The sequence below is a fragment of the Massilia sp. Root418 genome, from assembly GCF_001425265.1.
Lineage (GTDB): Bacteria > Pseudomonadota > Gammaproteobacteria > Burkholderiales > Burkholderiaceae_D > Rugamonas.
The window spans coordinates 953,785-975,647 of the sequence record NZ_LMEC01000020.1 but is presented as its reverse complement, the minus strand read 5'-3'; the positions used below and the strand labels follow the sequence as shown (position 1 = coordinate 975,647).

Genomic DNA, 21,863 nt, shown 5'->3' with positions numbered 1-21,863 from the left:
AGTAAAGAACACAGAAAAAGGAAACAGACATCCCATGAGTGCCGCAAAAAATGCCGCAAAAAGTGCCGCAAAAAGTGCCGCAAAATCGCGCGTCCTGTACGCCACTGTCCTGTTCAGCGTGACGCTGCTGGCGCAGGCGGAGATCAACCTCGCCGCGCAGCTGCCGGTGGCGCCGGACGTCAAGGTGGGCAAGCTGGCCAACGGCCTGACCTACTACATCAAGAAGAACGCCAAGCCCGAGCAGAAGCTGGAACTGCGCCTGGTGGTGAAGGCCGGTTCCATCCTGGAGGATGACGACCAGCGCGGCCTGGCGCACTTCACCGAGCACATGGCCTTCAACGGCTCCACCCACTTCAAGCGCCACGAGCTGGTGTCCTACCTGCAGTCGATCGGCGTGAAGTTCGGCGCCGACCTGAACGCCTACACCAGCTTCGACGAAACCGTCTACATGCTGCCGATCCCCACCGCGAAGAAGGAGAACGTGGAGACCGGATTCAAGGTGCTGCAGGACTGGGCCGGCGGCCTGTCGCTGAACGATGCCGATATCGACAGCGAGCGCGGTATCGTGCTGGAGGAAATGCGCATCGGTAAAGGCTTCGGCGACCGCATGAACAAGGTGCTGATGCCCAAGCTGTTCAACGGCTCGCGCTATGCGGACCGCTTGCCGATCGGCCAGGAGGAGACGCTGAAGAACTTCAAGCCGGAAGCCATCAAGCGCTTCTACAAGGACTGGTACCGCCCGGACCTGATGGCGGTGATCGTGGTGGGCGATATCGAACCGGCCGAGGCGGAGAAGCTGGTGCAAAGCCATTTCGGCGCGCTGAAGAACCCCGAGCAGCCGCGCCCGCGCACCTACGCGCCGATTCCCTCGCGCGCCTATTCCGAGTCGCTGGTGTTCCTGGATAAGGAATCGCCGGCCAATATGCTCTACATCCGCTACGCCATCGAGCCGTACAAGGAGGACACCGATTTCGCCGGCTACCGGCAGAAGATGGTGGAGGGCATGGTGATGTCCATGCTGGGCCAGCGCATGAACGAGCTGACGCAGCAGGCCGAGCCGCCCTTCATCCAGGGCGGCGGCGCGGTGGCCAAGGTGGCCCACGGCTACAAGTCCTTCAGCGCACTGGCCGTGCTGGGCAAGGGCGGCCCGCAGCCGGCCATCAGCGCGCTGGTGCAGGAGAGCGAGCGGGCGCGCCAGTTCGGCTTTACCGCGTCGGAGCTGGAGCGCATCAAGAAAGGCATGCTGCGCCAGGTCGAGCGCCTGTACAACGAGCGTGATAAATCGGAATCGGCGGCCTTCGCGGCCGAGTTCATGCGCAACTTCCTGGTCAATGAATCCATGCCGGGCATCGCCAGCGAGTATGCCTATACCAACGAGCTGGTGCCCGGCATCACGCTGGAAGAAGTCAACGCCGCCGCGCGCAAGCTGCTGCCGGCCGACCAGCACAAGCTGGTGGTCTATATGGGCAACGACAAGGCCGAGCAGCCGGCGCCGAAAGGCGAGGACCTGCTGGCCGCCGTGAACGCCGCCGAGATGGTGGCGGTGAAGGCGCAGGCCGAGAAGGTGTATGCCACCAGCCTGATGGACAAGCCGCCCAAGGCCGGCGCCATCGTCAAGGAGACCGTGAACAAGGCGCTGGGCCTGACCGAACTCACGCTGAGCAACGGCGTGAAGGTGGTGCTCAAGCCCACCGACTTCAAGAACGACCAGGTGCTGATGAGCGCGCACCGCTTTGGCGGCCAGTCGCTGTACGGGCCGAAGGATATGTTCAACGCGCGCTACGCCAGCGCCATCGTGGCGCAAATGGGCTTGCTCAATTACTCGCCCACCGACATGCAGAAGATCCTGGCCGGGAAAACCGCCTCGTCCGGCGCATCGATCAGCAATCTGTCGGAAGGCCTGCGCGGCGGCTCCGGCAGCAACGACGTGGAAACCATGCTGCAGCTGGCCTACCTGGAGTTCACGCAGCCGCGCAAGGACGAGGCGCTGTACGCGTCCTTCATCGGCAAGCAGCGCGAAATGGCGCGCAGTTCCCTGCTGATGCCGGAAGCGGTGTTTGGCGACTCGCTGACGGCCGCGCTGTACAACGACCACCCGCTGGTGCCGCGCGCGCCCCGGGTGGAGGATTTCGACCAGATCCAGCTGGACCGCGTGATGGAGATCTACAAGGAGCGCTTCGCCAGCGCCAAGGGCTTCACCTTCTTCCTGGTGGGCAGCTTCGAGGTGGCCAGGATCAAGCCGCTGATCGCCACCTACCTGGCCAGCCTGCCAGTGCCGGCCATCCCGGTGGACTATAAGGACCAGGGCATCCGTCCGGTGAAGGGCGTGGTGAAGAAGGACGTGTTCAAGGGTTCGGAGCCGAAGAGCCGCGTGGCGCTGGTGTTCACCGGCGAGGCGAAATATTCGGACGAGGCGCAGATGCACATGCAGGCGATGCTGGAAGTGCTCAACATCAAACTGATTGAAACCCTGCGCGAGAAGATGGCGGTGATCTACGGCGGCCAGATCAGCGGTGGCCTGAGCAAGCTCCCGTATGGCGCCTACCAGATCCAGGCTGCGCTGCCGTGCGCGCCCGAGAACGTGGACAAGGTGATTGCCGCCACCATGGAGCTGATCCGCCGGATGCAGGAAGAGGGGCCGGACCCGGCCGACCTGGACAAGGTCAAGCAGAACTGGATCACCGGCCACCGCAAGGCGCTGCGCGAAAACGGCTACTGGCTGAGCCGCCTGCAGGGCGCCGCGCTGAACGGCACCGACCCGGCCAGTCCCTTCCTGAAGTACGAACCGCGCGTGGCGGCCATCAAGCCTGCCGACCTGCAGGCTGCCGCCAGGCGCTACTTCAACATGCAGAACTATCTGCAGATGGTGCTGTATCCGGAACCGAAGTGAGGCCTGAGCGGGATCTGAGTAGGACCGGGCCATGCTGCTACACTATGGGCTGGACGTTCCCAATGTAACAGTGAAGGTGTAGCAAGCATGGCAAAGAAGAAAGAAGAGCTGGACGAAGAAACCCTGGCGCTGATCCACTGGTGCATCGAAGTGGAGGGCTTTCTCGTCAAGGGCGGCGCCACGGTGGAGCAGGCGCAGGAACACATCGAAGAACAGATCGAATGGTTCACCGACCAGTTCTATGACGGCCTGACGCCGGAAGAGGCGGCCAAGGAAGCATTGGCCTGACCCTTACTCCTCCCGGTGGCAACAGACGCACAGCTTGTTGCCGTCCGGGTCGCGCAGGTAGGCCCCGTAGTAATGCGGGTGGTATTCCGGCCGCAAGCCGGGCTGCCCGGCGCAGCTGCCGCCGTGCGCCAGCGCGCTGGCGTGGGCACGCTCCACTGCCGCGCGCGACGGCGCCAGCAGCGCCACCATCTGGCCGTTGCCGGCGCTGGCTTCCCCCTGGTAAGGCTTCCCGACCAGGAACAGCGGACGCGGCGCATCGGCCGCCATCCAGCCCGCCCACGGCCGGCTGTCATCCCTGAATTTCCTGACCATTCCCAGCTCCTGCATCAGCGCCGCGTAGAACGCGTAGGCGCGCCCGAAGTCCGTCACCCCCACAAACACGTGCGACAACATAAGCGTTCCTTTTCCGTAAACGTGGCGTAAAATATAACAGATTACCCGCCACCCAAGGACGAGACATGGCCGACAAGATCAGCATGGTGCTGGACCGCGCGCAGCAGGGCGCGCCTGCCGGCCCGCGCAGCATTGCGGACTTGCCCGGACCGCAAGGCGCGCCCCTGCTGGGCAACCTGCGCCAGATCCAGCCTGGCCGCTTCCACCGCAACATGGAAGACTGGGGACGCGAGTTCGGCCCCATGTTCCGCTTCACGATGATGAAGCGCAGCTTCGTGGCGGTGTCCCGCCGCGATACCATCGCCAGCATCCTGCGCGACCGTCCCGATGCCTTCCGCCGCTCCACGCGCACTGCGCGCATGCTGGAAGAGGCAGGCACGCGCGGCCTGTTCACGGCCGAGGGCGAGGAGTGGCGGCGCCAGCGCAAGCTGGCCATGCGCGCGCTCACGCCGGAGGTGGTGCAGCGCTTCTTTCCCACGCTGGTCATGATGACCGAGCGCCTGTGCCTGCGCTGGAAAGCGGCGCTGGCCGCCGGGCGCGAGGTGGACATGCTGCGCGACCTCAAGGCCTGGACGCTGGACGTGACCATCGGCCTGGCCATGGGGCAGGACATCAACACCCTGGAGCACGAGGACAATCCGCTGCAGCGCGATATCGAATTCATCTTCAAACGGGTGGCGCGCCGCCTCACCACGCCGGTCGAATACTGGAAGGTGTTCAAGCTGCCGGTGGACCGCGAGGCCGATGCCGCTGCCGCGCGTATCCACAGCGCCATCGATGGCTTTATCGCGCAGGCCCGTGCGCGCATGGCGGCCGACCCGTCGCTGCGCAGCAAGCCGTCCAACATGCTTGAGGCGCTGGTGGCCGCGCGCGACGAGGCGGGTTCGGGCTTCAGCGACGCCGTGGTGGCCGGCAATGCCATCACCATGGTGTTCGCGGGCGAGGACACCACCTCCAACAGCGTGGCCTGGCTGCTCAACCTGCTGCCGCAGTCGCCCGCCGTCATGGCGCGCGCGGCCGGCGAAGCGGACAGCCTGCTGGGGCAGGACAGCGTGGCGCGCAATCCGCATCTGCTGGAACAGATGGACTACCTGGACGCGGCCACCCGCGAAGCCATGCGCCTGTAACCGGTGGCGCCGTTCATGGCGGCCGAGGCCAACGCGGATGTCGAGGTGGACGGCGTGCTGCTGCCGGCCGGCACCGTGATCTTCCTGCTGCTGCGGCAGGCGGCCGAGCGCGACGGCGGCTTTCCGCAGCCGGACGTCTTCATGCCCGAGCGCTGGCTGGCCTGTGCCGGGGACGGCGGGGAGGGGGCAGCTTCGGCAGCGTCGGCCGCCGCAGCCTCCGACCCTGCGCGCAGGACGTTCCCCTTCGGCGGCGGGCCCCGCTTCTGCCCCGGGCGCTACCTGGCCATGGCGGAGATCAAGATGGCCATGTCCATGATCTTGCGTAACTTCGAATTCACGCTGCGGCTGGACGCGCCGCCGGTGGAGGAGTGCTTCACCTTCACCATGACGCCGAGCGCCTTGCCGCTGCTGTTGCGCGTACGCGGCGATGGTGCCTAGGGGCATGATTTTTGGCAACGTAGCTAAAAAATCATGCTAGGCTTGCGTCTTCGGCAATAGCCGGCCCAATAAAAAACCATGACAGCAGGAGACCCCATGCTCAAGAAAATCGCCATCGGCATCACAGCCATCATCCTCATCATTCTCGGCCTGGCCCTGGCCCAGCCCGACAATTTCACCGTCACGCGCAGCACCACCATCAAGGCCGCGCCGGAGAAGATCTACCCGCTCATTAGCGACTTCCACAACTGGAAGGCCTGGTCGCCATGGGAGCAGCTGGATCCCAATATGGTGCGCACCTTCAGCGGCGCGCCCAGCGGCGTGGGCGCGGTCTACGGCTGGGAGGGCAACGACCAGGTGGGCGCGGGCCGCATGGAAATCACCAGCGCCAGCGTGCCGACCAGGATCGGCATCAAGCTCGACTTCCTGAAGCCGTTCGATTCGCACAACACCACCACCTTCACGCTGGAGCCGAAAGGCGACAGCACCACCGTGGTGTGGACCATGTCCGGCCCGAGCGCCTTCATCACCAAGCTGATGGGCGTATTCGTCAGCATGGACAAGATGGTGGGCCCGGACTTTGAAAAAGGCCTGGCCAGCATGAAGGCCTTGGCCGAGAAGTAAAACGCGCCCGGCCGGGCCGGGATATACTGGACCCATCCATCGCCGATTGCGGAGGTTGCCATGTCCATCCTGAGCCGGGCCGTACGCCTGACCTTGTTCGCCTGCGCCATGTGCGGGGCGGCAGCCGGCAGTGCCGCCCCCGTGCGGGCCGACCATCCCATCGTCGGCGTCTGGCGCTTCGTGCTGCCGGACGGCTCGTGCCAGGAAGTCTACCGCATGCGCGCCGACGGCACGGCGCTGATCACCAGCGCGGCCGAAGTGGCAGAAACCGAGTTCGTGATCGACGACAAGCCGGACAAGAACGGCTTCTACAAGGCATCGGACAAGATCGTGAAAGACAACGGCAAGCTCGATTGCTCGGGCCAGGTGACGGAAGTGGGGCGCACCGTGGCCAGCTTCATCCTGTTCCACCAGTCCGGCAATATGTTCCTGATGTGCCTGCAGGCCAGCATGGACGCCTGCCTCGGCCCGTTCGTGCGCGTGCGCGGCGAAGAAACGTAAGAGCAGGCCCGCATCCCGTAGGGCGGCTTAGCCGCGCAGCGGCGTAAGCCGCCAAGCCCCCGGATTCACCCCCGCCCACTCGCGGAAGGCATGGTTGAAAGCGCTCTGCTCCTGATAGCCAAGCAGGAACGCTATATCCACCAGGCTCAAATCCGGCTGGCGCAAATAATCCCTGGCCAGCGCAAAGCGCGTCTGGTCCAGCACCTGCTGAAAGTTCACGCCCGCCTCGCTCAGCTTGCGCTGCAAGGTGCGCGGCGACAGCTGCAGCGCCTTCGCAATCGACGCCAGCCGCACCTGTCCCTGCGACAGTCCGCGCTCGATGGCCGCGCCCACCTGCGCCGCGATGCCTTCATCCAGCTGCGCGCGCTCCTTCAGCAGCCGCTCCGCATGCTGCTGCAGCACCGGGTACAAGCTCACATCCGCGTTCGGCACCGGCCACGCCAGCAGCTGCGCGTCGAATGTCGCCCGGTTGGCGGGCGCCCCGAACTGCGGCAGCTCACCGAACACGCGCAGATACTCGCCATGCAGCTCAGGCACCGCGCCATGCATCAGCTCCAGCCGGGCCGGCGGCAGCGGCGCGCCCGCCAGCCAGTTGCCGAACACGCGGATGCCCGCAAACACGCTGTCGGCCAGATGGCGCGTGGCGCCGGGAAAGCGGCTGTGCCAGGTGTAGCACGCCAGGCCGTCCGCCACCTGCATGCTGGAACGTCCCAGGTCGTGCGCCAGCTGCTCGTAGCGGATGGTCTGCTCGAAAGCGTGGCCGAAATCGCGGCAGCTCAGCAGAACCAGGCCGTACACGCTGTAGGTGCCCAGCTTCACGCGCTCGCCCACGTGCAGGCCGAAGTGCGGGTCGTCCGCCAGCGCGGCGGCCAGGTCCAGCAGGCGCACGTAGGCGGCGGCAGGCAGGGATTCGGGCAGCGGCTCCAGCGTCCCGGGCGCCAGGCCGGCCTCCCGCTCCAGCGCCTGCGGCGACACCCCGCGCGCGGCGGCGGCGTCCAGCAAGGGCTGGAGATAGGAGCCGGCCACGCGGCCGCCGTTGGCATAATCGAACAAGGCGTTTGTCATGAAAGCGCAATACCGGGATCGGGTTAAGTCTTATTCTCTGGTCATCATTTGGCCAGGTGCGCCAGTATAGCAAGCGGAGAAGAGGAAATATGAGACGTTGGAACGGCTGGGGAGACGATGCGGTGAACTTTGCGCTGGAGGCGGACGCGCTGGCTTTTCTGGCCCAGCGCATCGGCGCCGGCCGGGGCAGGCAGGACGCCACCTTCGAGCAGGCCTGCGCCGCGCTGCCGCCTTCACGCCTGCCTTTCCACAAGCTGATCGACACCACTGCGCCGGAGCGCCTGCGCAACGCGCTGGGCCAGAGCCTGCCGGACTGGCTCAAGCTGCGCTACGGCCGCATCGGCGCGGCACCTGACGGCGTGGCCTATCCGGAGAGCCCGGAGCAGGTGCGCGAGCTGCTGCAGTACGCGCAGCGATACCACGTGGCGGTGGTGCCGCACGGCGGCGGCACCAGCGTGGCAGGGCACTTGACGGCGGGCGGGGGCGAACAGCCCACGCTGGCCGTCAACCTCACCCGCCTGTGCCGCATGGCGCACCTGGACCGCGTGTCGCAGCTGGCCACTTTCGGCGCGGGCGTGTACGGGCCGGACCTGGAAGCGCAGTTGCGCGCGCACGGCTACACGCTGGGCCATTTTCCGCAGTCCTTTGAATATTCCACGCTGGGCGGGTGGGTCGTTACGCGTTCATCCGGGCAGCAGTCGCTGCGCTACGGTCGCATCGAGCAGCTCTTCGCCGGCGGCTCGGTGGAGACGCCGGTGGGCCGCCTGGAGATTCCCACTTTCCCGGCGTCCGCCGCCGGCACGGACCTGCGCGAGATCGTGCTTGGCTCCGAGGGCCGTATCGGCGTCCTGACCGAGGCGGTGGTGCGCGTGACGCCGCTGCCCGAGTACGAAGCCTTTCATGCCGTGTTCTTCCCGGACTGGACCCGCGCCGAGGCGGCCGTGCGCGAACTGGCGCAGGCTAAACCGGGGCTGTCCATGCTGCGCCTGTCGAACGCACTGGAGAGCACCACCATGCTGGCGCTGGCCGGCCACAAGAAGCTGATTGGATTGCTGGAGGGCTGGCTCTCGCTGCGCGGCTGCAAGGAGGGTAAGTGCATGCTGATGCTGGGCGCGAGCGGCGCCAAGCCGCAGGCCCGCGCCGCGATCGGCGCCGCGCTGCGCATGGCGCGCCGGCACGGGGGCGTGCACGTGGGCCGCAAGATGGGCGACAAGTGGAAGCAGAACCGCTTCCGCAATGTCTACCTGCGCAACGCGGCGTGGGAGCACGGCTATGTGATCGACACGGTGGAGACGGCGGTGGACTGGCCGCTGGTGGAGCCGGCCATCCGCGCGGTGGAAGCCGCCGCGGCCGAGGCGCTGGGCAGGCACGGCGAGCAGGTGCACGCGTACACGCACCTGTCGCACCTGTACCCGCAAGGCGCCAGCGTGTACAGCACCTTTGTGTACCGGCTGGCGGGGGACTTCGACGAAGATATGGCGCGCTGGCGCTCGCTCAAGCAGGCGGTGAGCCGGGCGATTGTGGACAGCGGCGGCACCATCAGCCACCAGCACGGCGTGGGCAGCGACCACGCGCCGTATCTCGTGGCGGAGAAGGGCGCTGCCGGCGTCGCGGCCATGGCAGCCATCTTCCGCCACTTCGACCCGCAGGGCATCATGAACCCGGGCAAGCTGGTTCAGGCAGCGGAGGCGCAGGCATGACTGCCGCCGGGCAAAGCGGAACCGCGCCGCACTGGCAGCCGGGCGGTCGCGCCGCGCTGGCCGAACTGCTGGCGCGCGACTGGGACCTGCTGGTTATCGGCGGCGGTATCACCGGCGCGGGCATCCTGCTGGAAGCGTCGCGGCGCGGCCTGAATGCGCTGCTGGTGGAGCAGAACGACTTCGCCTGGGGCACGTCGAGCCGCTCCTCCAAGCTGGTGCACGGCGGCCTGCGCTATCTGAAGGAAGGCAAGTTCGCGCTCACCCGCGAATCCGTACACGAGCGCGAGAGCCTGCTGCGCGACGCGGCCGGGCTGGTGGAACCGCAAAGCTTCGCATTCGGCGACTACAAAGGCCGCAAGCCCGGCCGCCGTACTTTCCTCGCCGGCCTCGCCATCTACGACCACCTGGCGGGCCAGCGTGGGCGCCACTACTACCCGCGTGAAGAATTCCTGGCGATGGCGCCCAATATCGGCAGCGAAGGCCTGCGTGGCGGCATGTGCTACCTGGACGCCAAGACCGACGACAGCCGCCTGGTCATGCGCGTATTGCAGGAGGCGCAGGCACTGGGCGGCACCGCGTTCAACTACTTGTCGGCGCAAGCGCTGCTGCGCAGCAGCGCTGCCGGGCGCGGCTCCGAATTGGCGGCGGCGTCAGGCCGGGTATGCGGCGCGCTGCTGCGCGACGGGATCGGCGGCACGGAGCACGAGGTGCGCGCGCGCGTCGTCATCAGCGCAACCGGGGCATGGGCCGACGCGCTGCGTGCACAGGGCGGCGGGGCAGTCGGGGGATGCGTGGCAGGCGGGGGAACCGGGGCAGGCGTGGCAGCCGGGGCAGGGCGGCGCCTGCGCCCGCTGCGCGGCAGCCACCTCGTGCTGCCCGCATGGCGATTGCCGCTGGCGCAGGCCGTGAGCCTGATGCACCCGGCAGACGGCCGCCCGGTCTTCGCCTTCCCCTGGGAGGGCGTCACCCTGGTCGGCACCACCGACGTGGACCACCGCGAAGACATGCGCTTCGAGGCCGCCATCACGCGCGACGAAGTCGATTATCTGATGGCCGCACTGCGCAGCCAGTTCCCCCGGCTAGGGCTGCAGCAAGCCGACATCATCGCCACATACGCCGGCGTGCGTCCCGTGATCGACAGCGGCCAGGCCGACCCATCGAAGGAAACCCGCGAGCATGCGCTCTGGCTGGAAGACGGTCTGCTGACCGTCACCGGCGGCAAGCTCACCACCTTCCGCGTGATCGCGCTGGACGCGCTGCGCCAGGCCGCCGCCATGCTGCCCGGCTGGCAGGCCGACTTCTCCCCCCAGCCGATATTCCCGCCGTCCGCCGCCGCCAGCAATCCCCGGCGCCACAGCTACAGCCACAGCCACCGCCACCGCCTCCCCGCAGGCCAGGCCCTGCGCCTGCAAGGCCGCTACGGGGTGCAGGCCGAGGCCCTGCTGGCATGCGCGCGCGGGGGCGAGCCGGACGAACTCGCCCTCATCCCCGGCACCGCCAGCATCTGGGCGCAGCTGCGCTGGGCCGCACGACACGAATCCGTGCAGCATCTGGAAGACCTGCTGCTGCGGCGCCTGCGCATCGGCCTCCAGCTGCGCGGCGGCGGCGTCGAGATTCTGCCGCGCGTGCGCGCTATCTGCCAGCAAGAATTAGCCTGGAACGACGCCCGCTGGGATGCCGAGCAGGCCTCCTATCTGGCATTATGGAAAACTCACTACAGCCTGCCCGCATAACCATGCCCGGACCCTACATCCTCTCCATCGACAACGGTACCCAGAGCGTGCGCGCCTTGCTGTTCGACCTGGACGGCAACCTCGCCGCCAAAGCCCAGGTCCATCTCCAGCCCTACTACTCGGACCATCCCGGCTGGGCCGAGCACAAAGCGGACGGCTACTGGAACGCGGTCTGCATCGCCTGCCAGCGGCTGTGGCAGGAGGCCGGCATCGACCGTGCCGACGTCAAAGGCGTGGCCGTCACCACGCAGCGGGGTACTGTCATCAACGTGGACCAGGACGGCAAGCCGCTGCGGCCCGCCATCACCTGGCTGGACCAGCGCCGCACCGACGCCGTGCCGCCCATCGGCCCGCTGTGGAAAGCCGCCTTCAAGCTGGCGCGCGTGGAAGGCACCATCAACTACTTCCGGCGCGAAGCGGAAGTGAACTGGATCGCGGCCCACCAGCCGGACATCTGGGCCAGGACCAGCAAGGTGCTGCTGCTGTCCGGCTACCTGAACTTCCGCCTGTGCGGCAGCTTCGTCGACTCCATCGGTTCGCAGGTCGCCTACCTGCCGTTCGATTACAAAGGCCACAAGTGGGCCGGTCCGCGCGACTGGAAATGGCAGGCGCTGGCCGTGCGGCCGGAGATGCTGCCGGAGCTGGTCAAGCCCGGCACGGTCATCGGCGCCATCACCGCCGCCGCCGCGCAGGCCACCGGCATCCCCGCTGGCACGCCACTGGTGGCCGCAGCCGCCGACAAGGCCTGCGAAGTGATCGGCGCCGGCTGCCTGGAGCCGCACATCGGTTGCCTCAGTTTCGGCACCACCGCCACCATCAACACCACCAATACCAGGTATGTGGAAGTGACGCCCTTCATTCCGCCGTACCCGTCGGCCGTTCCAGGTGCCTACAGCACCGAAGTGCAGATCTTTCGCGGCTACTGGATGGTGAACTGGTTCAAGGAGCAGTTCGGCCACCTGGAACAGGCCACTGCCACGGAGAAGGGGACCGCGCCCGAAGCGCAGTTCGACAAGCTGGTGAACGCGGTGCCGCCCGGTTCCATGGGCCTTATGCTGCAGCCCTACTGGAGCCCCGGTATCAAGGTGCCTGGTCCGGAAGCGAAGGGCGCCATGATCGGCTTCGGCGACGTCCACACGCGCGCCCATATGTACCGGGCGATACTCGAAGGGCTGGCCTACGCGCTGCGCGAAGGCACGGAGCGTATCGAGAAGCGCAGCGGCGTGCGGGTGACGGAGCTGCGCATCGCCGGCGGCGGCTCGCAAAGCGACGCCGCCATGCAGCTCTCGGCCGACATCTTCGGCCTGCCCGCCGCGCGCGCCCACCTGTACGATACCTCCGGCCTGGGTGCCGCCATCTGCGCCGCCGCCGGCCTGGGCCTGCATCCCGACTTCGCCACCGCCATCACGGCCATGACGCGCCCAGGCCGCGTGTTCCAGCCCATCGAAGCCAACCGCAAAACCTACGACCAGCTTTACAAACGCGTGTACCTAAAAATGTACAAGCGCCTCCAGCCCATGTACGAAGAAATTGCCGACATTACTGGCTATCCCGAAGCCCTATGAGCCATCCACGCACGATCCAAGTGTGCGGCAAGAAATTATTGAGTATAGTAAATTGCTAAATACCTAATAATCCAATTCGCAACATGCAAGCAGCTCTGGGTCAAATTTCCGCCGCATTGGCGCAGTATTCGAGTGATAGCCGTCTTTACGCCCTGGTGCTGGAGCATGGACCCGACTTGCTGGTCGAAGCATTCGCCGCCGACGACGAACTGCAGGGCACCGGCCCGCGCGAGGTGATCGTGCTGTCCACCGACGCCCATCTGCAAGCCGCCTCCCTGCTGGGCCGCTCGGCCACGCTGGAACTGAGCCCGGCCGATGGCACCCGCACCCGCTTCAGCGGCGACGTGACACAGGTGGGCTCGCTCGGCAGCAACGGCGGCTTCGCCCGCTACCGGCTGCGGCTCACCCATTGGGTATGGCGCCTGGGCCAGGTGCGCAATAGCCGCGTGTGGCAGGACAAGAGCGTGCCGGAAATCGTGGACGAGGTGTTCAGCACCTACCAGCCGCTGGCCCGCTGGCGCTGGAGCGACGAAGCCGCGCCCTTCATGGCCGACGCCATCCCGCGCAGCTACTGCTGCCAGTACCGCGAAGCGATCTGGCCTTCATCGAACGCCCGCTGGCCGAGGAAGGCCTGGCCTGGCGCTTCGAGCAGGACGAGGAAGGCGCGCAGATGGTGCTGTTTGCCGACAGCAGCCAGCGCTGCGCCGTGCCGGAAGACGACAGCAGCGCCGCGTCAGGCGGCATCCGCTTCCACGGCGCCCGCGTGGGCGAGCAGCAGGACACCATCCAATCGCTGCAAGCCAGCCGCGCCGCTTGCGTCTCCCTCACCACCTTGCTCAGCTACGACTACAAGGCCAAGCGCGCCGTCGGCGCCAGCGCCATGTCGCGCCTGAAGACCGCCGGCCTGCTGGCGCTGGAGAGCTACGACGCACCCGGCCAGTACCACTACGCCAACGGCGCGCAAGCGCAGCGCTACGCCGACCTGCAGATGCAGGCCCGCGAAGCGCGCAGCTAGTTATGGCGCGGCCGCTCCACCGTGCGCACGCTGCGCGGCGGCACCTGCGTCACGGCCCCTCTCAACAAAATGAAGATATTACCTTCGCGTTGAGTGGCGAAAAATTCCGATTAAAGGTGAAAAACTGAAATGACGCACTTTAACGATGACTATTTCTTCATCCGGAAGCCAAAGAACGATGACCAGTTGCCTTTTTTAGAACCGGATGAGAACACGGAGGATAGACGTTTTCGATTTGAAATGCAGCAGCCCGGCTCCGCACCTCTAGTGTTCCGCAATTCTTGGAAGGAGGAGAATTTGCGAAGAGGGATACGCAGCTTGGCGCCGGCGGTGCTATTTGAAGGAGACGACTTAGTCGTTAGCACAGCGATTCGGCAAAGCTTGTTGTTGGCTGATATCCCCGATTTGGCCATGCACCCTGCGATCTATATAGACGATCAAGGGACGTGGCATGAGGACTATTGGTTCCTGACGTTCACTAAGTGGCTCGATTGTTGGGATAGGAACGCATCCACGTATGAACAAGATGATCCCCCGGTGCGCCTTGGCGATTTTGAGCTATATCAAGTATACGAATACAGTCTGGACCCGGACGTCCTTGACAAAATTCCGCTCCAGAATCGCCTATTGTTCAAATTGGGCGGATCACTGGATGGGTTTATTGTTTGTCATAAGAGTCTGGCTGGCCTCTTTAGAGGAAATGGCTCGAGCGGCGCTGAGCTGATTGCGATAACGAAGTACTAGTGCAAAATATAGTGTTGACTTTGGCGCATAAAAGATGTCCGTCATGCAGGCGCTTCTGGGAGTCGCGGCCGGCGACCGCCGGAAGTGGCAATCAATCTGCAGCTTCATGCGCGACTTTGCCGCTGTACAGTTTGCCATTGCTGTTGGGAGAAATGAGCGCTACGCAGATGTGGTTTCGGAGAGCGCGGCGCGTGCCGACTATCCAGGTGGTTGAAAAGGAAGCGCCAGAATTACTTCGTCTTTTTTGTCGAGGCGAAAGCCGTGTGTCCCTTCGAACTGGAGGGTTGCTGCGATGGGGATGACTAAAGCGGTACTCACTGAGGCAGAGGACGTGTACGTGGACTACGACTACGAGGGCGTCATGTTTCGCTGCGAGGCCGCCTCGCGCTCGATATTCCGGAAGTTCTACGGCGAGGCTGAGCATCCGCTGCCGATTGACCATACGAACAAGCTGTTCAACGACGCACTGCGATTCGGCGAGCGATCGAGCAAGGAAAAGTACGACAGCGCAGACTGTGCATAACTCATCTGCGAGAAAATTGAGCAGGATAACTTTTTCGTTTGAAAACATTACCTTACATGCGGCGGGGAAGGCTTGTTAACAAGCTTGTCCACAGTTTCTGTTAACAAATGATAGTGACCCCAGCGATAATTTTCGCGGCGCGTCTGTGCATAACTCAACATTGCGCGAATTTTAAGCAGAACAACTTTTCCCTTTTAAAACAGAAGCTTAGTGCGGGCAGGTCAGGCTTCTTAACATGCTTATCCACAGAATCTGTTAACAAAGTCCTGGCCGGCTAGCCGGCGCTGCGCAAGCGCTCCTCAGACAGCAATTCGATGCTGCGGTAGCCGATGTGGATGGCCCCCAGCTCTTCCAGCAGCTTGAGCTCTTTCGACAAAGTCTGGCGCGAGATACCCAGCATCATGGCCAGCGCTTCCTGCGACACGGGCACGCGCGGGCGCACGTCGCTGGCCATGGCTGCGTCGCCCCGCGCCAGCAGGAGCAGGCGGCGCACCACGCGCGCGCGGGTGCTGCGCAGGGTCGCGTCCTCCATCATGCTGTACATCATGCGCAAGCGAGTCGCCAGCAGCGAGGCGATGGCGCGCGCGAACACCGGCTGCGCCATCAGCGCCTGGAATGCCTGGTGCGGCAGCGCCAGCAGCTCGGATGCACCCAGCGACGTGGCGTCGTGCGTGCGCGGCAGGCTGTCGATCAGCGAGATCTCGCCGAACCATGTGCCTGGCTCGATCACGCCGAGGATGGCTTCGCGCCCGTCTTCGCGCAAGGTGGAGACCTTCAGCGAACCGCGCAGCACCGCGTACAGGCCGCCGGGCGGATCGCCCTGCCGGAACAGCATCTCGCTGCGCCGCAGCCGCACGGGCTCGGCATTGCGCAACATGGCCTCGCGGATGTCGAGGGGCAGGGCGGCAAACCACGGGTTGGCGTTGAGGATGGCGAAAGGCATGCGCTGATTGTAAAGAAATTGACAGTCTCCGGTCCAGCCGGCCGCGATACTAGCTGAAACCACACAGGAGACAGCCCATGAACATCCCATCCGTACAACACCTCGTCAGCCCCGAAGAATGGCAGCTGCGCGTCGACCTGGCCGCATGCTACCGGCTGGTGGCCATGCACGGCTGGAGCGACCTGATCTTCACCCACATCAGCGCCCGCATACCCGGTCCCGAGCACCATTTCCTGATCAATCCCTACGGCCTGATGTTCGACGAGATCACCGCCTCGTCGCTGGTGAAGGTGGACCAGCACTGCAACAAGCTGATCGACACGCCGTTCCCGGTGAACCCGGCCGGCTTCGTCATCCACAGCGCCGTGCACGCCGCGCGCGAGGACGCGCAGTGCGTGATCCATACCCACACCTGCGCCGGCGTGGCAGTGAGCGCGCAAAAGTGCGGCGTGCTGCCGATCTCGCAGCAATCGACGTTCGTGCTGGCCTCGCTGGCGTATCACGACTACGAGGGCGTGGCCTTCCGCGACGAAGAAAAGCCGCGCCTGCAGGACGACCTGGGACGCGCCAACTTCCTCATGCTGCGCAACCACGGCCTGCTCACCTGCGGCAGCACCATTGCCGACGCCTTCCTGGCCATGTACATTTTTGAATCCGCCTGCCAGATCCAGCTGGCCGCGCAGGCGGGAGGCGAGCTGGTGCAAGTGCATCCGCAGATCGTGAACGGCGTGGCCGAATCCATGCGCGTGCAGACCAGCGGTCTCGGCGGGGCGTTCGCCTGGCCGGCGCTGATCCGCAAGCTGGACCGGCTCGACGCGGCATACCGCACTTGATACGCTGCGTATCCCTTTTAGCGGGCCGCCACGGCCGGTTCGTGGCTGGCGGCGGCCGGGCTGGCGGTCTTGCTGGACTGGACCTGGTTGCGGCCGCCTTCCTTGGCTGCGTACATGGCGCGGTCGGCGGCGACGAACAGCGCTTCGGTGTTCTCCATCTGGTGCGGATGGATGGTGGCCACGCCCACGCTGAGCGTGATCCACGGCGAGGTGATCGAGCGCGGGTGCGGCAGCTGCAGTGCCTCCACGTGGCAGCGGATCGATTCGGCCAATGCCTGCGCGGAATCGGCGTCGGTTTCGGCAAACAGCAGCACGAATTCCTCGCCGCCGTAGCGCGCCGCCAGGTCGGTGGCGCGCAGCGCGTGCGCGTTGATGGCCTGCGCCACCTGCTGCAGGCAGATGTCGCCGGCCGCGTGGCCCAGGCTGTCGTTGTAGAGCTTGAAGTGGTCCACGTCCAGCACCACCAGTGAGAGCGGCGCGCCGCTGCGCATGGCGCGCTGCCATTCCTTTTCCAGGAAGGTGTCGAAGTGGCGCCGGTTGGCGATCTTGGTCAGCGGATCCACCATGGCCGCGCGCTGCAGGGCGTCTTCGGACATCTTGTGGTGCGTGATGTCGTGCAGCAGGCCGATGAACAAGGGCTGGCGCATGAACATCGGCGTCAAGGTCAGGTCCATGCACACCGAGGTGCCGAACTTGTGGCGGATGATCACTTCACGCGTGCCGTGGCTGTGCGCGGTTTCCGGGTTGGCGGCGTAGCGGCCGAAGTAGTCCAGGTACTCCTGCGCCACCAGCGGGTTGAGCAGGTCGAAGATGGTCTTGCTGGCCAGCTCGCCCGAGGCGTAGCCCAGGTACTGGTCGCAGGCCGGGTTGGTGAACTGAATGCGGCCGTCCGGCTCGATGATGAGCAGGCCTTCGGCCATGGAATTGACGATGGTGCGCAGCCGCTCGGCCTGCTCCTGTTGGGTTTCGCTGCTCATGCGGATTTTCAGCTGGGTCCGCACGCGGGCGCACACTTCGGCCATCCGCAACGGCTTTCCCATGTAATCCACGCCTCCCGTATCGAATCCGGCCACCACGTCTTCCGCCTCGTTCTTGGCGCTCATGAAGATAATGGGGATGCGCGCGGTGAGCGGGTTGGCTTTCAGCTGGCGGCAGGTTTCCAGGCCGTCGATGCCGGGCATGACCACGTCCAGCAAAATCAGGTCGGGATGGACGCGCTTGGCGATCTGCACCGCGCGCTCGCCCGAGGTGGCGACAAAGGTCTGGTAACCCTGCTCAACCATCATCTTGCGCAGCACGCTCAAATTGGCCGGCGCGTCGTCGACGATCAGGATCGCTGCGTCGCGGCGCGGGGAATAGCTGGAACCGCCTGTGGTCATTGCTGTCGCCTGGTAGAGGGTAACTATCTGTTTAAATCATACCGCTTTGCCAACTGAAATTGTAAAAAAACATGAGTCTTATCAGGTCAAAAATGGGACGAACGTCCGTTATTTACTGCAATGTTGGCATTGCTGTAATGAAACTATGTAATTACCGGTAAGTTCGGCGATCTGCACGGAATCGATGTTGTTGCGAGGCAACAGTGCTTCGGCGGGGAGGGGAGTGATGCGGGGGGGCGTGGGCGGCGGCTGCGCCCACGCGGTGTTACAAGTTACAGACGTTCGGCGATCAGCTTGCCCAGGATGGCTACGCCGGCGCGGATGCGTTCCGGCGGCACGGTCACGAAGGACAGGCGCAGCGTGTTCGTTTCCGGTTCGTTGGCATAGAACGGCGAACCCGGCACGAAGGCGACTTTTTGCTTGATGGCTTCGTCCAGCAATTCCATCGCGTTGATGTGCTTGGGCAGGTCCACCCAGATGAACATGCCGCCTTCCGGCTTGGTCCAGGTGGCGCTGGCGGGGAAGTGTTCGGCCATGGCGTCCAGCATGCACTGGCACTGGTCGCCGTACAGGGTGCGGATGGTCGGGATGTGCTGGTCCAGGAAGCCGTCCTTGATTACTTCGTGCACCACCATCTGGGTCAGCTGCGAAGTGTGCAGGTCGGCGGCCTGCTTGGCCAGTTCCAGGCGGCGCACCAGCGCCAGCGGGGCCACCACGTAGCCCAGGCGGATGCCGGGGGTCAGCACCTTGGAGAAGGAACCCATGTAGATCACGCCGTCCGGGTTCATGGCCACCATCTTCGGCGCCGGTTCGCCCTTGTAGCTCAGGGCGCCGTACGGGTCGTCTTCCACCAGCGGCACGCCGAGGCGGGCGCAGGTTTCCACCAGTTCCAGGCGGCGCTCGACGGACAGGCTGCGGCCGGTCGGGTTCTGGAAGTTCGGCAGCGCGTACAGCAGGCGCGCGCCGGCGGCGACATTGTTCAGCGACGACGGCACCAGGCCGTGCTCGTCGGTGTCCACCGAAACGAAGTTCGGGCGGTACACCGAGAACGCTTGCAGCGCGCCCAGGTAGGACGGGGTTTCCACCAGCACCTTGCTGCCCTCATCGATCAGCACCTTGCCCAGCAGGTCCAGCGCTTGCTGCGAACCGGAGGTCATCAGCACCTGTTCCGGCACGATCTTGGCGCCGTTCTTGGACAGCGAATCGGCAATCCACTGGCGCAGCGGCAGGTAGCCGTCGGTCGGGCCGTACTGCAGGGCCACTTTACCGTTTTCGCGCAGCACCTTGTCGAAAGCCGCTTGCATGCGCTCCACCGGGAAGGTGGCGGGCGATGGCAGGCCGCCGGCAAAGGAAATGATCTCAGGCTGCTGGGTCACCTTCAGTATCTCGCGGATGAAGGAGCTCTGCATCTGGCTGGCGCGTTCGGAGAACTGCCACTGGAATGGATTCGGGTTTTCGATTTTCATACGGTTGCTCTCAGAGGAAGTCGGCGGACAGCGTCCGGCCGATGAACAAGCGCGCTTGTGGCGGCCTTGAAAGAGCGGCGCCGGGTAGGCGCCGCCTGTATCTTGTAAATTAGGCGATCTCGGCGATCAGTTCAATTTCAACGCACGAGCCGCGCGGAATCTGCGCCACGCCGAAGGCGGAGCGCGCATGCTTGCCGGCGTCGCCGAACACTTCGCCCAGCAGCTCGGACGCGCCGTTGGTCACCAGGTGCTGCTCGGTGTAATCGGGCGTGGAGTTCACCAGGCTCATCAGCTTGACGATGCGCTTGACGCGGGTCAGGTCGCCGCCGCAAGCCGCTTGCAGCGTGCCGATCAGGTCGATGGCGATGGCGCGGGCCGCCTGCTGGCCTTCTTCGGTGGAAATGTCCTTGCCCAGCTGGCCTACCCATGGGTTGCCGTCGGGTTTTTTGGCAATGTGGCCGGAGATGAATACCAAGTTGCCGGTTTGCACGTACATAACATAGGCCGCGACAGGAGCTGCCGGCGGGGCCAGGGTGATATCGAGCGATTTGAGTTTTTCGTAGACGGACATTTTGGTATTCCAGAAAAGTTGCAAAAGTGATTGCGGTTTTTATTATCAGGCCGCGAGACCGATATTGTACGTCTTTCTAGCTGCGGATCTGCATTTTGCGGCCCATAGCAACTACGGAAATAACGGCCAAAGCGAACAGAATATTGCTGAATTCAATACTTTCTCCCAAAACCACGGCAGCGCCGACAATGGACAGGAAGGGCTGCACCAGTTGCACCTGCCCCACGCGGGCCACCCCGCCCAGCGCCATGCCGCGATACCAGAAGAAGAATCCGATAAACATGGAGAACACCGACACATAGGCGAAGCCGGCCCAGGCGCGGGCCCCCGCGTGCAGCATGGCCGGCCATTCGCCCCAGGTTTGCCACAGCACCACGGGCAGCACCAGCGGCGCGGCGAGCACCAGCGCCCAGCTGATCACTTGCTGGCCGCCCATGGATTTGGACAGCTGGCCGCCTTCGGCGTAGCCCATGGCGGCCAGCAGCACGGCGGCGAACACAGCCAGGTCGGCCAGGTGCAGGCTGCCGCCGCTTTGGAACAGGGCAAAGCCGGCCACCAGCGAAGAGCCGAGCAGGGCCATGAGCCAGAAGCCGAGCGACGGCTTTTCATAGCCGCGCAGGGCCGAGAACATGGCGGTGGCCAGCGGCAGCACGCCCACCAGCACCGCGCCGTGCGAGGCGGGCAGGGTGCGCATGGCGATCGAGGTCAACCAGGGGAAGCCGATCACGCAGCCGAGCGATACCATGGCCAGCCGGGGCAGCGCCGCGCGCGGCGGCAGCGGCGCGCGCTTCCACAGCAGCCACAGGCCGGCCAGCGCCGCCGCCACCAGCGCGCGGCCCAGCGCCACGAAGGAGGGCTCGAAGGCCGCCACCGCCATGCGCGTGAACGGCAGCGTCAGGCTGAAGACGGCCACGCCGGCCAGGCCGAGCAGCATGCCGCGGGTTTCATCGGACATGCGCGCAGCCGGCACCGGCTGCCCGGCGGCGCCCGGCGGGCGGGGTAGCGGCAGGGCGGTGGAATCGATGCGCGCCATGTCAGTCTCCCGCCAGCAGGCGGCGGAACAGGCTGGCGTCCACGTTGGCGCCGCTCAGCTGCAGGCCGATCTTGCGGCCGCGCACACGCGGGTCGTCCTTCAGGCGCATGGCCGCCGCCAGCCCCGCCGCGCCGGCGCCTTCTGCCAGGTTGTGGGTGGCGCGGTAGTACAGCCGCATGGCGCTGGCCACGTCGTCGTCGGTCACGCTCACCACGTCGTCTGCGAACTCGAAAATCATGTCCAGCGACAGCGCGTCGGGTACGCGGCAGGCAATCCCGTCCGCCACCACGGTGCTCACGTCGGCCGAGACGCTGGCCTTGGCGCGGAACGAGAGCTGGTAGGCCGGCGCGTGCTTGGACACCACGCCGATGATGCGCAGGCTGCGCCCCAGGCCCAGTGCCTGGCGCGCGGCGATGGCGCCGCAGATGCCCGAGCCCTGGCCGATCGGCACCAGCAGCGTCTCCAGGTCCGGCTGGGCGCGCAGCAGTTCCAGCCAGGCGGTCGCCACGCCATTGACCAGGTCCGGGTGGAAGGAAGGCACCATGTGCAGACCGTCGCGCGCCGCCAGCATGTGCGCGTGTTCGCGTGCCGACTGGAAGTCGTCGCCATGTTCGATCAGCTGCGCGCCCAGCCCCCGCATGGCGGCGTTCTTTTCCACGCTGTTCCCGTACGGAACCACGATGGTGGCGCCCATGCCGTGCCGCGCCGCTGCGTAGGCCAGCGACTGGCCATGGTTGCCGCGCGTTGCCAGGATGATGCCGCCCAGGCCGGGCTCGCGCTGCCGCAGCGCCTGTACGTAGACCAGGCCGCCGCGCACCTTGAACGCGCCGGTGGGCGTATGGTTCTCGTGCTTGATCCAGGCTTGCGTGCCCAATGCCGCGTTCAGCAGCGGCCAGGAAAACTGCGGCGTGGCAGGCATGGCTTCATATACGGTGGCGGCGGCAGTGTCGAGTTCGGCGAGCGTGGGCAGATGCATGGCGGCTTTCCTTTCATAGGGGCATGGGTGTATCCTATGTGATAACACCAGTACAG

General features: G+C 65.3%; 18 protein-coding genes and 2 pseudogenes. 12 read left to right on the top strand and 8 right to left on the bottom strand.

Going from position 1 to position 21,863, the window contains the following annotated elements:
* Window positions 1–34: 34 nt before the first annotated feature.
* Together ASC94_RS16625 and ASC94_RS16620 are read left to right on the top strand one after the other, a co-directional pair.
* Window positions 35–2,890, top strand: coding sequence for a pitrilysin family protein (locus tag ASC94_RS16625; RefSeq protein WP_082616587.1), 2,856 nt, complete (start codon window positions 35–37; stop codon window positions 2,888–2,890).
* Window positions 2,891–2,977: 87 nt separating this feature from the next.
* Complete coding sequence (locus ASC94_RS16620; protein WP_056396985.1) at window positions 2,978–3,178, top strand: hypothetical protein; 201 nt, start codon at window positions 2,978–2,980, stop codon at window positions 3,176–3,178.
* Window positions 3,179–3,181: 3 nt separating this feature from the next.
* Here the strand turns inward: ASC94_RS16620 and ASC94_RS16615 are convergent, their stop codons facing one another.
* Window positions 3,182–3,571 (bottom strand): VOC family protein, encoded by a 390-nt coding sequence (locus tag ASC94_RS16615; protein ID WP_056396983.1) that lies wholly within the window; start codon window positions 3,569–3,571, stop codon window positions 3,182–3,184.
* A 65-nt stretch (window positions 3,572–3,636) separates the two neighbouring features.
* On the opposite strand from ASC94_RS16615, the pseudogene ASC94_RS16610 reads away from it, so the two are divergent.
* From ASC94_RS16610 to ASC94_RS16600, 3 genes and pseudogenes are all read left to right on the top strand, one after another.
* A pseudogene (locus ASC94_RS16610) lies at window positions 3,637–5,136 on the top strand (cytochrome P450).
* Between the two features lie 96 nt (window positions 5,137–5,232).
* Window positions 5,233–5,760: an SRPBCC family protein gene (locus ASC94_RS16605; protein ID WP_056396979.1), complete on the top strand. Its 528-nt coding sequence runs from the start codon at window positions 5,233–5,235 to the stop codon at window positions 5,758–5,760.
* Window positions 5,761–5,820: 60 nt separating this feature from the next.
* A complete protein-coding gene (locus tag ASC94_RS16600) occupies window positions 5,821–6,261 on the top strand; it encodes a hypothetical protein (RefSeq protein WP_056396976.1) in 441 nt (146 codons plus the stop codon).
* 27 nt (window positions 6,262–6,288) lie between these two features.
* Here ASC94_RS16600 and ASC94_RS16595 read toward each other — a convergent pair whose 3' ends face one another.
* Window positions 6,289–7,326: an AraC family transcriptional regulator gene (locus ASC94_RS16595; protein WP_056396973.1), complete on the bottom strand. Its 1,038-nt coding sequence runs from the start codon at window positions 7,324–7,326 to the stop codon at window positions 6,289–6,291.
* 89 nt (window positions 7,327–7,415) lie between these two features.
* Here ASC94_RS16595 and ASC94_RS16590 point away from each other — a divergent pair, with 89 nt between their 5' ends.
* The 6 genes and pseudogenes from ASC94_RS16590 (at window position 7,416) to ASC94_RS16555 (ending at window position 14,606) form a co-directional block, all read left to right on the top strand.
* A complete protein-coding gene (locus ASC94_RS16590) occupies window positions 7,416–9,026 on the top strand; it encodes an FAD-binding oxidoreductase (RefSeq protein ID WP_056396970.1) in 1,611 nt (536 codons plus the stop codon).
* Window positions 9,023–10,759, top strand: a complete 1,737-nt coding sequence (locus ASC94_RS16585) for a glycerol-3-phosphate dehydrogenase/oxidase (protein WP_056396966.1) — start codon at window positions 9,023–9,025, stop codon at window positions 10,757–10,759. The genes ASC94_RS16590 and ASC94_RS16585 overlap by 4 nt, the downstream gene beginning before the upstream one ends.
* Before the next feature lie 2 nt (window positions 10,760–10,761).
* Entirely contained in the window at window positions 10,762–12,324 is a 1,563-nt protein-coding gene (locus tag ASC94_RS16580) for an FGGY-family carbohydrate kinase (protein WP_056396964.1), read from the top strand.
* Between the two features lie 83 nt (window positions 12,325–12,407).
* A pseudogene (locus ASC94_RS34325) lies at window positions 12,408–13,339 on the top strand (type VI secretion system Vgr family protein).
* Between the two features lie 129 nt (window positions 13,340–13,468).
* Window positions 13,469–14,083 carry an imm11 family protein gene (locus ASC94_RS16565; protein WP_056396956.1) on the top strand — a complete coding sequence of 205 codons (615 nt, stop codon included), beginning with the start codon at window positions 13,469–13,471 and terminating at the stop codon, window positions 14,081–14,083.
* Between the two features lie 337 nt (window positions 14,084–14,420).
* A complete protein-coding gene (locus ASC94_RS16555; RefSeq protein ID WP_229417298.1) occupies window positions 14,421–14,606 on the top strand; it encodes a hypothetical protein in 186 nt (61 codons plus the stop codon).
* 274 nt (window positions 14,607–14,880) lie between these two features.
* On the opposite strand, the gene ASC94_RS16550 is transcribed toward ASC94_RS16555, so the two are convergent.
* Entirely contained in the window at window positions 14,881–15,549 is a 669-nt protein-coding gene (locus ASC94_RS16550; protein ID WP_056396948.1) for a Crp/Fnr family transcriptional regulator, read from the bottom strand.
* A gap of 77 nt (window positions 15,550–15,626) precedes the next feature.
* On the opposite strand from ASC94_RS16550, the gene ASC94_RS16545 reads away from it, so the two are divergent.
* Complete coding sequence (locus ASC94_RS16545) at window positions 15,627–16,382, top strand: class II aldolase/adducin family protein (protein WP_056396945.1); 756 nt, start codon at window positions 15,627–15,629, stop codon at window positions 16,380–16,382.
* Between the two features lie 17 nt (window positions 16,383–16,399).
* Here the strand turns inward: ASC94_RS16545 and ASC94_RS16540 are convergent, their stop codons facing one another.
* The 5 genes from ASC94_RS16540 to ASC94_RS16520 all read right to left on the bottom strand — a co-directional run bounded on the left by ASC94_RS16540 (window position 16,400) and on the right by ASC94_RS16520 (window position 21,807).
* Window positions 16,400–17,761, bottom strand: coding sequence for a diguanylate cyclase domain-containing protein (locus ASC94_RS16540; RefSeq protein WP_056396942.1), 1,362 nt, complete (start codon window positions 17,759–17,761; stop codon window positions 16,400–16,402).
* 272 nt (window positions 17,762–18,033) lie between these two features.
* The gene (locus ASC94_RS16535; RefSeq protein ID WP_056396939.1) at window positions 18,034–19,227 is read right to left on the bottom strand and encodes a PLP-dependent aminotransferase family protein; all 1,194 of its coding nucleotides are present in this window, start codon (window positions 19,225–19,227) and stop codon (window positions 18,034–18,036) included.
* Window positions 19,228–19,336: 109 nt separating this feature from the next.
* Window positions 19,337–19,798 (bottom strand): RidA family protein, encoded by a 462-nt coding sequence (locus ASC94_RS16530; RefSeq protein ID WP_056396936.1) that lies wholly within the window; start codon window positions 19,796–19,798, stop codon window positions 19,337–19,339.
* A gap of 76 nt (window positions 19,799–19,874) precedes the next feature.
* Window positions 19,875–20,831 (bottom strand): DMT family transporter, encoded by a 957-nt coding sequence (locus tag ASC94_RS16525; RefSeq protein ID WP_082616586.1) that lies wholly within the window; start codon window positions 20,829–20,831, stop codon window positions 19,875–19,877.
* A gap of 1 nt (window position 20,832) precedes the next feature.
* The gene (locus ASC94_RS16520) at window positions 20,833–21,807 is read right to left on the bottom strand and encodes a threonine dehydratase (RefSeq protein WP_056396933.1); all 975 of its coding nucleotides are present in this window, start codon (window positions 21,805–21,807) and stop codon (window positions 20,833–20,835) included.
* Between the last annotated feature and the right edge of the window lie 56 nt (window positions 21,808–21,863).

What these genes read in the sequence shown, in the direction of transcription:
- ASC94_RS16540 (WP_056396942.1), bottom strand. Translation starts at nt 17,761, where the DNA reads ATGACCACAGGCGGTTCCAGCTATTCCCCGCGCCGCGACGCAGCGATC.
- ASC94_RS16525 (WP_082616586.1), bottom strand. Translation starts at nt 20,831, where the DNA reads ATGGCGCGCATCGATTCCACCGCCCTGCCGCTACCCCGCCCGCCGGGC.
- ASC94_RS16600 (WP_056396976.1), top strand. Translation starts at nt 5,821, where the DNA reads ATGTCCATCCTGAGCCGGGCCGTACGCCTGACCTTGTTCGCCTGCGCC.
- ASC94_RS16615 (WP_056396983.1), bottom strand. Translation starts at nt 3,571, where the DNA reads ATGTTGTCGCACGTGTTTGTGGGGGTGACGGACTTCGGGCGCGCCTAC.
- ASC94_RS16535 (WP_056396939.1), bottom strand. Translation starts at nt 19,227, where the DNA reads ATGAAAATCGAAAACCCGAATCCATTCCAGTGGCAGTTCTCCGAACGC.
- ASC94_RS16620 (WP_056396985.1), top strand. Translation starts at nt 2,978, where the DNA reads ATGGCAAAGAAGAAAGAAGAGCTGGACGAAGAAACCCTGGCGCTGATC.
- ASC94_RS16595 (WP_056396973.1), bottom strand. Translation starts at nt 7,326, where the DNA reads ATGACAAACGCCTTGTTCGATTATGCCAACGGCGGCCGCGTGGCCGGC.
- ASC94_RS16590 (WP_056396970.1), top strand. Translation starts at nt 7,416, where the DNA reads ATGAGACGTTGGAACGGCTGGGGAGACGATGCGGTGAACTTTGCGCTG.
- ASC94_RS16580 (WP_056396964.1), top strand. Translation starts at nt 10,762, where the DNA reads ATGCCCGGACCCTACATCCTCTCCATCGACAACGGTACCCAGAGCGTG.
- ASC94_RS16520 (WP_056396933.1), bottom strand. Translation starts at nt 21,807, where the DNA reads ATGCATCTGCCCACGCTCGCCGAACTCGACACTGCCGCCGCCACCGTA.
- ASC94_RS16545 (WP_056396945.1), top strand. Translation starts at nt 15,627, where the DNA reads ATGAACATCCCATCCGTACAACACCTCGTCAGCCCCGAAGAATGGCAG.
- ASC94_RS16585 (WP_056396966.1), top strand. Translation starts at nt 9,023, where the DNA reads ATGACTGCCGCCGGGCAAAGCGGAACCGCGCCGCACTGGCAGCCGGGC.
- ASC94_RS16550 (WP_056396948.1), bottom strand. Translation starts at nt 15,549, where the DNA reads ATGCCTTTCGCCATCCTCAACGCCAACCCGTGGTTTGCCGCCCTGCCC.
- ASC94_RS16530 (WP_056396936.1), bottom strand. Translation starts at nt 19,798, where the DNA reads ATGTCCGTCTACGAAAAACTCAAATCGCTCGATATCACCCTGGCCCCG.
- ASC94_RS16605 (WP_056396979.1), top strand. Translation starts at nt 5,233, where the DNA reads ATGCTCAAGAAAATCGCCATCGGCATCACAGCCATCATCCTCATCATT.
- ASC94_RS16565 (WP_056396956.1), top strand. Translation starts at nt 13,469, where the DNA reads ATGACGCACTTTAACGATGACTATTTCTTCATCCGGAAGCCAAAGAAC.
- ASC94_RS16625 (WP_082616587.1), top strand. Translation starts at nt 35, where the DNA reads ATGAGTGCCGCAAAAAATGCCGCAAAAAGTGCCGCAAAAAGTGCCGCA.